The sequence below is a fragment of the Mycobacterium conspicuum genome (genome assembly GCF_010730195.1).
Classification (GTDB): domain Bacteria; phylum Actinomycetota; class Actinomycetes; order Mycobacteriales; family Mycobacteriaceae; genus Mycobacterium; species Mycobacterium conspicuum.
The window spans coordinates 710,848-724,618 of sequence record NZ_AP022613.1 but is presented as its reverse complement, the minus strand read 5'-3'; the positions used below and the strand labels follow the sequence as shown (position 1 = coordinate 724,618).

Sequence of the window (13,771 nt, the reverse complement as noted above, 5' to 3'; positions counted from 1 at the left end):
GTCATCCGCCCCCATCGACTGCGCCCAGAATCCAGGTGTCCTTGCTGCCGCCGCCCGACGATGAGTTGACGATCCGCGACCCGCGCACCCCCACTCGCGTCAGCGCCGCGGGCATCACGTGCGCCGAGACGGAACCAGCATCGGGCCGCAGATGGACGAAGGCGCGCAGGTCGACGTGGTGGGGGTATAAGCCGCCGCCGTCGAACGTGGGGTGGGTGGACAGGTTGATCGGCTCCTGGGCGATGAACCGCTCGGGTTGCGCCTCCAATTCGGCGCGGCGAGCCTCGACCGCGGCGTCGGAGGCCTCCGGCCCGATCAGCACACCGCTGCCGCCCAACCCGTCGATCGGTTTCACCACCAGGTCGCCCAGGTGGGCCAGCACGAAGTCGCGCTGTTCGCGTTCGGCGCAGATCCACGTCGGCACCTGAGCCAGTCGTGGCTTTTCGCCGAGGTAGTACTCGATCATGGCCGGGACGTAGGCGTAGATGGCCTTGTCGTCGGCCACCCCGTTGGCCAGCGCGTTGGCGATCGTGAGGTTGCCGTCGCTGACCGCCTCCAGCAGTCCCGGGCGCAGGGGCGCGTCGTCGTACCCGTGGGAGGACAGCAGCATGTCTTCGTCCATCCGCGCATACACGACGTCGATGCGTCGCACGTGAGAACCGATGTGCTGCACCAGCTTTCCGTCGCGCACCGTCAGGTCGGCCGGCTGCACCAACGCGACGTCCATCTCCTCGGCCAAAAATGTGTGTTCGAACCACGCGGAGTCTTTCCAGCCGGCCGACAGGATCACCACGGTGGGGTCGTCGGGCGCGTGTGCCGGTGCGGCCGCGCGCAGCGTCTCGAGCAGCATCCGCGGCGTCTGTCCGGGGTCCTCGATCGGGGCGGGCGGTTGCAATTCGGGGATGTGCTTGGCGATCAGCCGGTGGTTGACGATCGCGTAGGCGACGCCCGACGGCACGCGCAGGTTGTCTTCGAGCACCATCCAGCGGCCGGCGCCGTCGCACACGATGTCGGTGCCGCTGATGTGGGCCCGCACCGTGTTGCCCGCGCGGCGGCCCGTGGAGCGGAAGCCGGGCGCGCGGTCGAGGGCCTGCACGCCGATGATGCCGTCGGCGACGATCGCCTGCTCCGAGTAAACGTCGCGAAGGAACGCGTCCAGCGCGCGTGCTCGCTGAGCCAGGCCGTCGGACAGCGCCGCCCAGTCCTGCGCGTCGACGATGCGCGGCACTAGGTCGACAGGGAACAGCTGGGCCCGGCTCTGGCCGGTGACGCGGAACATGATGCTGTCGGCGCGCTGCTCCTGCTCGATATCCGCTTCCCGGGATCGCAGCTGCGCCGCGCCGAGCCGCGCCACGGTGTCCAGGACCGTTCGGTAGTGCGGGCGGGGCTGTCCGTCCGCGTCGACCGCCTCGTCGTAGCTGTCTTCGAGGGTGACCCGGGGATCGCCGCGGGCGGGGCCGGTCAGGGGTTTGCTGCCCGGGTGGTAGCCGAATAGCAGGCTGGGATCGTCGATGGCGCCGGTCGGGGTGCTGCGCTCGCCGTTGGCGGTCTCGACGATGAGCTGGTCGACCACGTCGGTGAGACGGCCACGGCGGCGCAGCGCGCGCCGTTGCCGAGCGGACGAAGTGCCCGCGACCAGCGCGGCCCGGCTCAATTCGCTGACGGTGTCCCAGTCGTCGCTTTGTTCGAGTTGCGGGCGCAGCGAGTCGACCAGGGCGCCGACCACCTCCGCGGCCGGCCGGCTGGCCGGGCCGGTCACATCGACGAGCTCGCCCTCCAATCCCGAGCGGGCGGCTCGCCACAGCGCCGCCCGGCCCACCGCCGGCGACAGCACCGTCGCTGGGACGCCGGCCCGGGCCGCGGCCTGCTCGCGCTCGACCAATGCCCGGAATATCCCGGCGATCAGCAACACGGTGTCCACCGACGGGCAGCTGTCGCAGACCCGCAACTCCAGCGTCGGAGCGCAGTTGGCCGGACGGACGTCGAAATAGACCATCCCGATGTCGGCGATGACACCGCTGGCCACCAGGTCGGCGACCAGGTCGTCGTACTCGCGGGCCGATTGCACCGGGGCGGCCAGACCCGTCGTCGGCCAACGCTGCCAGACGAGCGTGCGCATGCTGGCGTAGCCGGTGTCGGAGCCGTCCGACGCGAAAGGCGAGCTGGCCGACAACGCGAGCAGGATCGGCAGGTACGCGGCCACCCGGTAGGCGACGGCGACCGCCGTGTCGCGGTCCTCGACGCCGACGTGGATCTGGGTGCCGCAGATCAACTGCTCGCGGGCCAGCAGTTGATAGTCGGCGAGCATTTGCCGGTAACGCCGTGTCCTGGTCACCTGCATTTCGGCCGGCACCGCCAGCGGCACCGCCCCCGCCGCGACGACGCCGATGCCCAGCCCCGCCGCGGTGTCGACCAAAACCTTGCGGTGGCGGACGATTTCGTCGCGCAATCCCTGCAGCGACTCCACCACCTGGGTGTTGGTCTCGATGACACAGCGCTGCAACTCGGCGACGTAGTTCTCGTTCAGCTCGGCCAACAGCTCCGGAGCGCGCGCGGTGAGTCGCCGTGTCTTCAGGTCGACAAGGTGAAACTCTTCTTCCGCCCCCAATGTTCGCGGCGTTAAACGTCGCATTCCGCCACCGTACGGGCGGCCAATTACCGACGCGTTACTTGGCCCGTTGCCCGAGCGGCCCTTCGACACATCCGTCTAATACCCGGATCACCGGGACTCCACGCGACGGGTAGCAGCACAGCCCGATGAGGATCGCCGCGAAATGGGCGATGACAAGGTGCCGCGCCCCGGCCACCTTCGCATGCGCGGACGTCAGGCCGGTTTTTCGGCCTCGGGTCTCAGATGACGCCACCAACAGGAGATGTAGATCAGCATCGACATCACCACCACGACGATCACCCACAGCGTGACCGTGACGTCGAGCCACGATCCGATCGGGGGCGAGTCGGGCAGGGCATTGCGCAGCGGAACCACCGCAAAGAGCATTGCCGCATACCACGTTGTCATCGGCGGTTGGAATTTTCGCTTGTTGCGCAGTGTCTGAACCGCGACGAAGAGGGAGACGCCAGCGATCGCGATCAGCACACCGACGATGACGGCACCAAACGCCGCGGTGCTTGGCGATCGATGCAACTCCACGCGGTACAGCGCCGGTGTAGCGCCGCCGGAGACGGGCGAAACCGCAAGCAGCCAGCCGGGAACGCGGTCGACGAAGTTCACCGGCACCCGCTGGGCTACTGACGCTCCGCCACGGATGATGTCGACGCTGATCGGCCCCGTCCGGTAGCGATCGAAGGGCCAATTCGAGGGGTCACCCGAAATGGTCAGGGGGACAGGGTAAACGCCCGGGGTCATCCCCGCCGTCCAGGTGCGCTTGCTGGGCGACACCGACGAATGGATCACGACACTCAAATCTGCGTTGAGTCCGTGAGTTTGCGGGTCCAGCAGCCCAGCGCCCGGTTGGACAGTGACGTTGGCCGTCAACGCACCCTTCACCGACTGGAGATCTTCAAGGCTGATCGTCACGGAGGTGCCGTCCGGAGCAGATTGATCTTCGATGAGCGGCCGAGGGCACCCGCAACCCGATTTGGCGTACAGCGCAATCGTGGCGATGTACGCCCCGATGAAGAAGATCACCAGACCGATGATGAAAAATCGCATAAAGCGATGGGGTTGGTTGGAAGAATCATCCGCGGACAAGAAGTATGCCTCCCCCGATTGGTTAGCGTGCGAAACGGCTTACCGCGCACAGATAGTAACTCAGCCGATCCAGGAGACTGTGCCCGCGACTCTTGGCCCAGCTACCCGGCTTGTCGACGTCGCTGCCGCAAAACGTTGCTACCGCGGGGATTTCGATCAGCCGCTAGGCCCCGGCGGTTGGACCCCCGCCATCGCCGGGCGGTCCCGGCAACGGCGGCAGCTCACGAGCAACCGTCGGGTGGTCCCAATTCGGCGGCAGCGTGTGCACCACCGTCGGCTTCTCCGTATGCGACACCGGCTGCACCGGGCCCGGTGGCTGCACCGCTTCCCACGCCGGCGGCACCGGCTCCGGGGGCCTGGCGGCATCCGGCCGCACCGGTTCTAGTGGCTTCTGCGGCTCCGGTCGCAAATGCCGCCACCAGCAGGAGATGTAAAGCGCCATCGAGATCGCCAACGCCACGATCACCCACATGACAATCGTGACGTCGATCCAGCTTCCGAAGGGAGGCGCATCGGGCAGGGCGTTACGCAACGGCATCACCGCGAACAACATAGCCGCGTACCACGTCGTCATCGGCGGCTGAAATTTTCGCCTGTCCCAAACCGTTTCCACCGCAACGAAAAGGGCCAGGGCCGCCAGCGCGACGAGGACGCAGAGGATCGCGACACCGGCGAACACGGTGCTGGGCGATCGCTGCAGCGCCACCCGGTACGGGCCGATCTCGCTGGTGTCGTTGACGGGGCTGACCGCGACCTCCCAGCCCAGCAGACGATTGACCAACGTCACCGCCGTCGGCACCGGCGTGTACGACGAGCCGGACAGGAGCTCAGCCACGATCGGCCCCGAATGGTATTCGTCGAACGGCCAATTCGCGACGTCGCCGGCCACCCCCAGGGAGACGCGGAAGGCGTCGGGCAGGGTGCCCTTCTGCCAGGTGTGCTTGCTGCTCGTGACCGCGGAAGTGACCACGATATTGAGGTCGTCCTTGAGCGTGTGGGTCAGCGGGTCCAACAGCGCCGGTGCGGGTGACACGTTGACGTTGATGACAAGCACGCTGCTATCGGACTTCATGCTGTCGGCATCGATGATCACCCGGGTTGCGTCGTCCATCGATGGACCGTGGACAACCACGTGGGGGTGGCCCGAACCGTTGTTGATATACAACACAATTGAGACGACATAGACGACGACGAAGAATGCGACACCCAAGATGCCCAGTCGCGTGCGTCGCCTACTCAACGGTCACCGACTTCGCCAGGTTACGCGGTTTGTCGACATCGTAACCGCGGGCCCGCGCGACCGACGCGGCGAACATCTGAAGCGGGATGGTCGACAGCAGGGGCTGCAAAAGCGTTGATACCGCCGGGATTTCGACCAAGTGATCGGCGTAGGGGCGCACGGTGTCGTCGCCCTCCTCGGCGATCACCACGGTCACCGCGCCGCGGGCCTGGATCTCCCGGATGTTGGACAGCAGCTTGGCGTGCAGCGTGGCCGACCCCTTCGGGGAAGGCATCACAACGATGACCGGCAGGCCTTCTTCGATCAGCGCGATCGGGCCGTGCTTGAGCTCGCCGGCGGCGAACCCCTCGGCGTGCATGTAGGCCAATTCCTTGAGTTTCAGCGCGCCTTCCAGCGCCACCGGGTAGCCGACGTGGCGGCCCAGGAACAGCACGCACGTCGACTGAGCGAACCGGCGAGCCAGCTCGGCTACCGGCTCGATCGCCGCGATCACCCGCGCCACCAGGTCGGGCATCGCTTCCAGTTCGCGGTATTCGCGCGCCACCTCGTCGGGGTACTTGGTGCCCCGGGCCTGCGCCAGCGCCAGGCCCAGCAGGTAGTTGGCGGCAATTTGGGCCAGGAAGGTTTTCGTCGAGGCCACCCCGATCTCCGGTCCGGCGCGGGTGTAGAGCACCGCATCGCACTCGCGCGGGATCTGGCTGCCGTTGGTGTTGCAGATCGCCAGCACCTTGGCCTTCTGCTCCTTGGCGTGCCGGACCGCTTCCAAAGTGTCTGCGGTTTCCCCGGATTGGGAGATCGCCACCACCAGCGTGCTGCGGTCCAGCACCGGGTCCCGGTAGCGGAATTCGCTGGCAAGCTCCACTTCCACCGGCAGCCGCGTCCAGTGCTCGATCGCGTATTTCGCCAGCAGCCCGGAGTGGTAGGCGGTGCCGCAGGCAACCACGAATACCTTGTCGATCTCGCGCAATTCCTGGTCGGAGAGCCGCTGTTCGTCCAGCACGATGCGGCCGTTGACGAAGTGGCCGAGCAGCGTGTCGGCCACCGCGGCGGGCTGCTCGGCGATCTCCTTGAGCATGAAGTACTCGTAGCCGCCCTTTTCGGCGGCGGCCAGGTCCCAGTCGATGTGAAACTCGCGGAATTCGACATCATCGTTGCCGTCGAAATCGGTGATCCGGTAGCCGTCGGCGGTGATCACTACGGCCTGGTCCTGGCCCAGTTCGACCGCCCGACGGGTGTGTTCGATGAACGCCGCCACGTCGGAGCCGACGAACATCTCGCCGTCGCCGATCCCCACCACCAGCGGTGTGGACCGGCGGGCGGCGACGATGGTGCCCGGCTCGTCGGCATTGGCGAACACCAGGGTGAAGTGGCCTTCCAAGCGGCGCAGCACGGCGAGCACGGAGGCGGGGAAGTCGCCGGCGGTGTCGCCGTGCTGGTAGGCCCGGGCCACCAGATGCACCGCGACCTCGGTGTCGGTGTCGCTGACGAATTCGACGCCGGCGGTCTCCAGCTCATGGCGCAGGCTGGCGAAATTCTCGATGATGCCGTTGTGGACGACGGCGATCTTGCCGGCGGCGTCGCGGTGGGGGTGCGCGTTGCGATCGGTGGGGCGGCCGTGCGTCGCCCAGCGGGTGTGGCCCAGGCCGGTGCTGGCGGTGCGCCAGTCCTCGGACGTCTCGGCCATCTCGGCCACGGCGTCCTCAAGGTTGGCCAGTCCGCCGGCCCGGCGACGGACAGTGAGTTTGCCATGACCGTCGACCAGGGCGAGTCCCGACGAGTCATAGCCGCGGTATTCCATGCGTCGCAGCGCGTCCATGACAACCTCGCAGGCGCAGCCGCGCCCGACGTAGCCGACAATTCCGCACATTCTGATCAGGGTAGTGCACGCCACCGCTCCCGGCCCGTTGCAGCACACTGACCTGGGGAAATGCCGCGCGACCCGGGCGCGGTGGGGCCGATCGGGTGGCGCTACCCCGGCCAGATTACGACGAGATGACACGTTCGGTTCCATTTCAATTCATGTCGACTTCCTATTAAATAGGGGTCCTTTTCACCTGATGTCTTTGTGACGTTTTCGATTACGTCATTGCCTCAGCAACCGGCCGACTTACTCTCGGAATATAAGCAAGGCTGGCAACTATCAGAAGCCAGGGGGATCCGCTAAATCAGCCCACGCTGAATTGGCAGACACACCAAGGCGATAGCCCAACGGCACCAGCGGAAAGGACGACGGAGTTGACGCCCGCCTGATCACCACCCTACCGACTCTTGAAACGCTTGCCACGGACCAATTCCGTTGCAGTCCAAGCCTTTATTGCGTGCGCGGCGACCCCTTGCCGGCCGTAAAACTGTTCTCCGTCAGCAACCGATCCAGCTGGCGACAATGCCGATAACCGAGCGACCGGTTTACCCCACGGGGGGATGCGTCACGGATTAGCGATATACGAATACGCAATTGTCCGCAAATGGTTCTCATAACCAGCTAATTCACCAATTCTATTTGCCAATAATCTCTTGGAGGAATCATGACCGCAGTTCTTTTGGACGATATCGACGTTATCGATGTGGCCAGCGACATCCGGCCCACCACCCGGCTGGCCGTGGCGCCCGCGGCGACGAAGAAGCGGGTGCGGCGGGCGCCGATCGACACCGGGGGCGACCCCATGGTGGATGCGGCCACGAGGTTGCTGAGCATCCCGCTGCGCCACATGTACGCGGCGCTGTGGCGCGTGGGTGTGATCGAGGTTCGCTAACGTCTAGGGGTGGCCCGCACCCGCAAGCTCTTCGCCGCCCTCACCCGCCGTGGTCCGCACCGGGTTTTGCGAGGTGACCTGGCCTTCGCCGGCTTGCCGGGAGTGGTGTACACCCCCGAAGCGGGGCTGAACCTGCCCGCGGTCGCGTTCGGCCACGATTGGCTTACCGGTGCCGACCGTTATTCGGGTCTGCTGGAGCATCTGGCATCGTGGGGCATCGTGGCCGGGGCGCCCGACACGCAGCGGGGGCTGGCGCCTTCGGTGCTCAACCTGGCCTTCGACCTGGGCACGGCGTTGGACATCGTGGCGGGGGTGCGACTCGGACCGGGCAAGATCAGCGTGCACCCGGCCAAGCTCGGCGTGGTGGGTCATGGGTTCGGCGGCTCGGCCGCGGTGTTCGCCGCGGCGGGCATGCCCGCCAAGCTGGCGGCCGTGACGGCGATCTTCCCGACGTTCACCAGTCCCCCGCCCGAGCAGCCCGCCGCGACGCTGAAGGTCCCGGGTTTGATCCTGACCACGCCCGCGGACCCGACCGCGTTGAACGCCAACGCCCTCGCGTTGTCCGCGGTGTGGAAGGCGGCCACGTTGCGCATCGTCAAAAAGGGTGAAGCCGCGGGTCTGGCCGAGGGTCGGCGACTGACGCAGGCGATCGGGCTCGGCGGCCCGCACCGCGGCACGCAAAAGGCGGTGCGGGCACTGATCACCGGCTATCTGCTTGCCACGCTCGCCGGCGACAAGACCTACCGCGACTTCGCCGACCCGGACGTGCAACTGCCGCGGACCGTGCCGGTGGACCCCGACGCGGAACCGGTTACCCCGGAAGAAAAGATCGTCGCGCTGCTGAAGTAAGGAGCGTTGATGCGCATCGGCATTGCCCTGGATTACTCCCGCGGATTTCACGAGGCCGTCGACCGCGTCGTTGCGCTCGAGAAGTCGGGTCTCGACATCGCCGTGGTGGCCGAGGCCTACTCCTATGACGCGGTCAGCCAACTCGGGTACCTGGCGGCCAAGACCAACACCGTGGAATTGGCCTCGGGTGTGTTCCCCATTTACATCCGCACGCCGTCGCTGTTGGCGATGACCGCGGCGGGGCTGGATTTCGTGTCCGACGGCCGGTTTCGCCTCGGCATCGGCACGTCCGGGCCTCAGGTGATCGAGGGATTTCACGGTGTCGAGTTCGACGCGCCGATCGAACGCACCCGCGAGATCGTGGAGATCTGCCGGCAGGTGTGGCGGCGCGAACGGGTGCGGTATGACGGCAAGCACTATCAGCTGCCGCTGCCCGCCGACCGCGGAACCGGTTTGGGCAAGGCCCTTCAGCTCATCAATCACCCTGTGCGCGAACGCATTCCGATTCTGATCGCGGCGCTGGGCCCCAAGAATGTCGAGCTGACCGCCGAGATCGCCGAGGGCTGGCACCCGGTCTTCTTCTATCCCGAAAAGGCATCGTCGATCTGGGGTGGGGCGCTGGCGGCGGGCGCCGCCAAGCGCGACCCCGCCCTCGGCCCCCTCGATGTCATGGTGCACGCGTCGCTGGCCATCGGCGACGACGTCGAGGAGCGGCTGGCGTGGACCAAACCGCAACTGGGTCTGTACCTCGGCGGCATGGGCGCCAAGGGACGGAACTTCTACCACAACGTGGCCACCCGCTACGGGTACGGCGAAGTCGCCGACCGGATCCAGGAGCTGTACTTGGCCGGGCGCAAGCGTGAGGCCATCGAGGCGGTGCCCGACGAATTGGTGCGTGGACTCTCGCTGATCGGCCCGCGCGGATTCGTCGCCGAACGGCTGGCCGCGTTCGCCGAGGCCGGGGTGACGACGATGCTGGTGAGCCCGCTGGCGGCCGACTCCGCCGAAGCCATGCGCTACGTCGAGGAAGTGCTCGAGCTGCGCCCCGCCTGAGCGGGATCACTGCCCCGCCTTCGGCAGCTCGTCGGCCGCGATCTCACACGGGGTCTTTGCACCCGGCGGCGGCGCGGCTACCGGCGGCGGCGCGTCGATCGGTGGCGTGGCCGGCGGCGGCGCGTCGTCCGGGGCGGCCTCCTCGGCCACGACGTTCTGGCTTTCGTCGGGCTTGTCCGGCTCGGGATCGGACTCCTCGTCATCGTCGGCTTTGTCGTCGGCGGGGTGGTCGGTGTCGTCGGTGTCTTCTGCGTCGGTGTCGTCGGCGTCGGTGTCGTCGGGGTCCGGCGCGTCGTCAAGCCCCGACGGATCGTCCGAACCCAGCAGCCCACTCAACTCGTCGATGATCCGATTCGCGAGGCCGCCCAGCCCACCCAGCCCGCCGAGCCCGCCCAGTCCGTCGGGGCCGGAGGTACCACCGAGACCAGCGGGCAGCGCCGACGCATCTCCCAGCCCGGTGCCCAAGTCCGGCGCCGCGAGTGGCACGGGCGGCGCGGATGTCGCGGCCGGCGCGGGAGGTGGGGCAACTTCAGCCGGCGCCGGCTCGGGGACCAGGGTGGGACGCGCGGGCGCGGGCGTCGCGCTCACGGGCGGTGCGCTCGCCGGCTGAAGCGGGGCGCGGTCGGGCCGGAGGTCCTCGGGGATCTCAAAATAGACCGGTGCGGCCGCGGCGAACTTGTCGATCACCATGTCATAGGCCGTCGCTACCCCGGCCCGCGCCGACCGCATCGCGGCCAGCCATTCGACGCGAATGTCGTTGTCCACGTAGGGTTTTATCTGCTGTTGGACCAGTTCGCCAGCGGGCCGGTCTCCGTCGGTGACCGCGGCGGCCGCGGCCAGCCACGCGGGCCGGTTCGCCGCGGTGCGATCGTCGATGGCGGTGGCCGTCGCGACCTTGACGTCGACAAGGTGCCACAGGTTGTCGCGCAGCGACTCGCAACGCTGGGCCGCCGCGCGGATCTCGGTGGCCACCGCGTTGGCCGCATCGCAGTGGCGCTGCAGAAAGGCGAGCGCGGACTCCGCCCCGGGCCCGGTCCACGCCGCCGCCAGCTCGTCGACTTGGGCGCGCTGCATCCGCAGCGCTTCGGTGACCGCCCCGGCCGCCGCCCGCAGCCGCGCACAGTCGCCGTCGAGCGCGTGCAGGTCGAGCCCTTGCTCGCTGTCGTACCAATCTCTGATTTGGTTTGGGCGGGAAGTCAATTCGGGATCGTGATAGCCCAGCACCTGACACGCCCGCACGTAGGCCTGGGTGTGTTCGACGGCCGGCCGGCCCTCGGCGAGGCGGCCGGCGACGTCGAACCGCTCGGCCATGATCAGGCGATCCGCGCCGCGGCATACCCGTCGGCGTCGGCGTAGCGGTTGGCGCTGGCCCGCATGGCGACGGCGATCTCGACGGCGGCCCGCGACCACCGCGACACCTCGGCCGTCAACCGGTCCAGCGCGCCGCGTAACGCGTCGCCGCTCGCGGTGTGGGCGCGGCCCGCGCCGGACCCGCCGAACGCGAGGGCGGCCATGTGGTCATAGACGGCGGCGTCGAGGAGTTCGGCGGCGTCACCGAACCGCTCGGCGATCGCGTGCACGGCGCCGGTGTCGATACCGGTGGAACGGCTGTCGGGTCTCATGCCTATTCCGACGCCGGACAAGGCGCGGGAGTTCCCGCAAAAGAATTAGCGCTGCGAACTCACCGCGTCGGCAACACGAGTCGCCACCCGGTGGGCGACGTCTTCGTCGGCCGCTTCCACCATGACCCGGATCATGGGTTCAGTTCCCGAGGGGCGCAACAAGATTCGGCCGGTGTCGCCCAGTTCGGCCTCGGCCTCGTCGACCGCCGTGCGCACCGCCGGCGCGGCGGCGGCGGTCGCCTTATCGGCGACCTGGACGTTGATCAGCACCTGCGGCAGCGACTTTATCGTCGACGCGAGTTCGGCCAGCGACGAGCCGGTCTGCGCCATGCGCGCCATCAATCGCAGTCCCGTGACGATGCCGTCGCCGGTCGAGCCCAGCGCCGGCATCACGATGTGTCCGGACTGCTCGCCACCGAGGCTGAAGTCGCCGGCGCGTAACTCCTCGAGGACGTAGCGGTCGCCGACGCCCGTCGTGCGCACCCTGACCCCGGCCGACCGCATCGCCAGGTGCAGCCCGAGGTTGCTCATCACGGTGGCGACCACGGTGTCGCCGGCCAGTTCGCCGGCCTCCTTCATCGCCAGCGCGAGCACCACCATGATGGCGTCGCCGTCGACCAGGTCGCCGTTGGCGTCGATGGCCAGGCACCGGTCGGCATCGCCGTCATGCGCCAGGCCCAGGTCGGCGTGGTGGGCGAGGACCGCCGAGCGCAGCGAGTCGAGGTGGGTCGATCCGCAGTCGTCATTGATGTTGATGCCGTTGGGCTCCGCGTTGATCGCGATGACCCGGGCACCGGCCGCGCGGTAGGCCCGCGGCGCCACCGACGACGCGGCGCCGTGCGCGCAGTCGACGACCACGGTCAGCTTGTCGAGCGTGCCGGTGCTGGCCTTGCTCAGGTGGCGCAGGTAGCGCTCCGCCGCGTCCTCGGCGTCGATGACGCGACCGAGCCCGGCGCCGACGGGGCGCAACCCGGGGCCGGCGGCGACGAGTTCCTCGATCTGGTCCTCGGTGTCGTCGTCCAGTTTGTGTCCGCGGGGTCCGAAGATCTTGATCCCGTTGTCGGGCATCGGGTTGTGTGACGCCGAGATCATCACGCCGAAGTCGGCGTCATACGCGCCGGTCAGGTACGCCACCGCGGGCGTGGGCAACACCCCGACCCGCAGCGCGTCGATGCCCTCGCTGGTGAGTCCGGCGATGACGGCGGCCTCCAGCATCTCGCCGCTGGCCCGCGGATCGCGGCCGATCACCGCGACCCGCCTGCGCAGATCGCTCGACGCCGCCAGCCTCCGGGCCGCCGCCGCACCCAGCGCCAACGCCAGCTCGGCGGTCAGCTCGCGGTTGGCGACCCCGCGAACCCCGTCGGTGCCGAACAGTCGACCCATGCGGACAAACCTCCCACATTGCTGGGCTCAGACCAATAACAGGGCCTATACCCGACCTAACGTGCCCACTCTTTTCTGGCCCAAACAGCGCACAATTGTGCGCCGACACGCCGCGGGCTATGCACGCGATGCGCCGTTGCATCCAGAAAGTGATCGCCGATCAGCGCTTGCTGTACTGCGGCGCCTTGCGGGCCTTCTTCAGGCCGTACTTCTTGCGCTCGGTGGCGCGCGGGTCGCGGGTGAGGAAGCCGGCCTTCTTCAGCGGGGGCCGGTCCTCCGGCGACGCCAGGATCAGCGCCCGGGCGATGCCCAGGCGAAGCGCACCGGCCTGGCCCGACGGGCCGCCGCCATGCAGCAGGGCGAAGATGTCGAAGCTCTCGACCCGGTCCACGGTGACCAGCGGGGCCTTGATCAGCTGCTGGTGCACCTTGTTGGGGAAGTAGTCCTCCAGGCTGCGGCCGTTGAGGTCGAACTTGCCGGTGCCGGGCACCAGGCGCACCCGGACCACCGCCTCCTTGCGGCGGCCGACGGTCTGAATGGGGCGCTCGAACACGAAGGACTCGGTGCGCTTGGGCGCCGGGCTTTCGACGGGGGTGTCCACCTCTTCGACGACCTCCACCGCTTCGGCTTCGGGAGCTTGGGTGGGTTCCAGGGTGGGCTCGTCGGTTTCCAGGCTGGTTTCGGTCTCGGTCACTGGGCCACCTGCTTGATCTCGAACGGAACCGGCTTCTGCGCGGCGTGCGGATGCTGCGGGCCGGCGTAGACGTGCAGCTTGCGCTGGATCTGGCGGCTCAGCTTGTTCTTGGGCAGCATGCCGACGATCGCCTTTTCGACCACGCGGTCGGCCTGCTTTTGCATCAGCTCACCGATGGTGCGCTTGTGCAGGCCGCCGGGGTATCCGGAGTGGCGGTAAGCGATTTTCTGCTGCAGTTTGTCGCCGCCGATGGCGACCTTGTCGGCGTTGATGACGATGACGAAGTCGCCGCCGTCGACATTGGGAGCGAACGTCGGCTTGTGCTTGCCGCGGAGCAGCGTGGCTGCTGCGACGGCAAGGCGACCAAGCACCACGTCCGTGGCGTCGATGACGTACCACGACCGCGTGGTGTCACCCGCCTTGGGCGCATATGTGGGCACCGCTTACCTTCTTCTATCTCGAGGT

At 67.9% G+C, this 13,771-nt stretch carries 11 protein-coding genes and 1 pseudogene; 3 read left to right on the top strand and 9 right to left on the bottom strand.

Annotated elements, in window-relative coordinates; genetic code table 11:
- Window position 1 precedes the first annotated feature (1 nt).
- From G6N66_RS03490 to glmS, 4 genes and pseudogenes are all read right to left on the bottom strand, one after another.
- Window positions 2–2,632: a carboxylate--amine ligase/circularly permuted type 2 ATP-grasp protein gene (locus G6N66_RS03490; protein WP_179968248.1), complete on the bottom strand. Its 2,631-nt coding sequence runs from the start codon at window positions 2,630–2,632 to the stop codon at window positions 2–4.
- Window positions 2,633–2,824: 192 nt separating this feature from the next.
- A complete protein-coding gene (locus G6N66_RS03485; RefSeq protein ID WP_085233530.1) occupies window positions 2,825–3,673 on the bottom strand; it encodes a DUF4436 domain-containing protein in 849 nt (282 codons plus the stop codon).
- A 424-nt stretch (window positions 3,674–4,097) separates the two neighbouring features.
- Window positions 4,098–4,952: pseudogene (locus G6N66_RS03480) on the bottom strand (DUF4436 domain-containing protein); the annotation flags it as partial.
- Window positions 4,945–6,819: a glutamine--fructose-6-phosphate transaminase (isomerizing) gene (gene glmS / locus G6N66_RS03475; protein WP_085233528.1), complete on the bottom strand. Its 1,875-nt coding sequence runs from the start codon at window positions 6,817–6,819 to the stop codon at window positions 4,945–4,947. The gene glmS and the pseudogene G6N66_RS03480, both read right to left, overlap by 8 nt.
- A 658-nt stretch (window positions 6,820–7,477) precedes the next feature.
- Here glmS and G6N66_RS03470 point away from each other — a divergent pair.
- The 3 genes from G6N66_RS03470 to G6N66_RS03460 are packed head-to-tail and all read left to right on the top strand — an operon-like array spanning window position 7,478 to window position 9,607.
- The gene (locus G6N66_RS03470) at window positions 7,478–7,705 is read left to right on the top strand and encodes an Rv1535 family protein (RefSeq protein WP_085233527.1); all 228 of its coding nucleotides are present in this window, start codon (window positions 7,478–7,480) and stop codon (window positions 7,703–7,705) included.
- A 9-nt stretch (window positions 7,706–7,714) separates the two neighbouring features.
- Complete coding sequence (locus tag G6N66_RS03465; protein WP_085233526.1) at window positions 7,715–8,554, top strand: dienelactone hydrolase family protein; 840 nt, start codon at window positions 7,715–7,717, stop codon at window positions 8,552–8,554.
- 9 nt (window positions 8,555–8,563) lie between these two features.
- Complete coding sequence (locus G6N66_RS03460; RefSeq protein ID WP_085233525.1) at window positions 8,564–9,607, top strand: LLM class F420-dependent oxidoreductase; 1,044 nt, start codon at window positions 8,564–8,566, stop codon at window positions 9,605–9,607.
- A 6-nt stretch (window positions 9,608–9,613) separates the two neighbouring features.
- Here the strand turns inward: G6N66_RS03460 and G6N66_RS03455 are convergent, their stop codons facing one another.
- From G6N66_RS03455 to rplM, 5 genes are all read right to left on the bottom strand, one after another.
- On the bottom strand, window positions 9,614–10,918 hold the full coding sequence (locus tag G6N66_RS03455) for a hypothetical protein (RefSeq protein ID WP_085233524.1): 1,305 nt from the start codon (window positions 10,916–10,918) through the stop codon (window positions 9,614–9,616).
- Between the two features lie 2 nt (window positions 10,919–10,920).
- Window positions 10,921–11,229 carry a type VII secretion target gene (locus G6N66_RS03450; protein WP_085233523.1) on the bottom strand — a complete coding sequence of 103 codons (309 nt, stop codon included), beginning with the start codon at window positions 11,227–11,229 and terminating at the stop codon, window positions 10,921–10,923.
- A 45-nt stretch (window positions 11,230–11,274) separates the two neighbouring features.
- A complete protein-coding gene (gene glmM / locus G6N66_RS03445) occupies window positions 11,275–12,612 on the bottom strand; it encodes a phosphoglucosamine mutase (protein ID WP_085233522.1) in 1,338 nt (445 codons plus the stop codon).
- A 160-nt stretch (window positions 12,613–12,772) separates the two neighbouring features.
- Window positions 12,773–13,231, bottom strand: a complete 459-nt coding sequence (gene rpsI / locus G6N66_RS03440) for a 30S ribosomal protein S9 (protein WP_372515651.1) — start codon at window positions 13,229–13,231, stop codon at window positions 12,773–12,775.
- Between the two features lie 71 nt (window positions 13,232–13,302).
- Window positions 13,303–13,746, bottom strand: coding sequence for a 50S ribosomal protein L13 (gene rplM, locus G6N66_RS03435; protein ID WP_085233521.1), 444 nt, complete (start codon window positions 13,744–13,746; stop codon window positions 13,303–13,305).
- Between the last annotated feature and the right edge of the window lie 25 nt (window positions 13,747–13,771).

What these genes read in the sequence shown, in the direction of transcription:
- G6N66_RS03490 (WP_179968248.1), bottom strand. Translation starts at nt 2,632, where the DNA reads ATGCGACGTTTAACGCCGCGAACATTGGGGGCGGAAGAAGAGTTTCAC.
- G6N66_RS03485 (WP_085233530.1), bottom strand. Translation starts at nt 3,673, where the DNA reads ATGCGATTTTTCATCATCGGTCTGGTGATCTTCTTCATCGGGGCGTAC.
- G6N66_RS03460 (WP_085233525.1), top strand. Translation starts at nt 8,564, where the DNA reads ATGCGCATCGGCATTGCCCTGGATTACTCCCGCGGATTTCACGAGGCC.
- glmS (WP_085233528.1), bottom strand. Translation starts at nt 6,819, where the DNA reads ATGTGCGGAATTGTCGGCTACGTCGGGCGCGGCTGCGCCTGCGAGGTT.
- G6N66_RS03455 (WP_085233524.1), bottom strand. Translation starts at nt 10,918, where the DNA reads ATGGCCGAGCGGTTCGACGTCGCCGGCCGCCTCGCCGAGGGCCGGCCG.
- G6N66_RS03450 (WP_085233523.1), bottom strand. Translation starts at nt 11,229, where the DNA reads ATGAGACCCGACAGCCGTTCCACCGGTATCGACACCGGCGCCGTGCAC.
- G6N66_RS03470 (WP_085233527.1), top strand. Translation starts at nt 7,478, where the DNA reads ATGACCGCAGTTCTTTTGGACGATATCGACGTTATCGATGTGGCCAGC.
- glmM (WP_085233522.1), bottom strand. Translation starts at nt 12,612, where the DNA reads ATGGGTCGACTGTTCGGCACCGACGGGGTTCGCGGGGTCGCCAACCGC.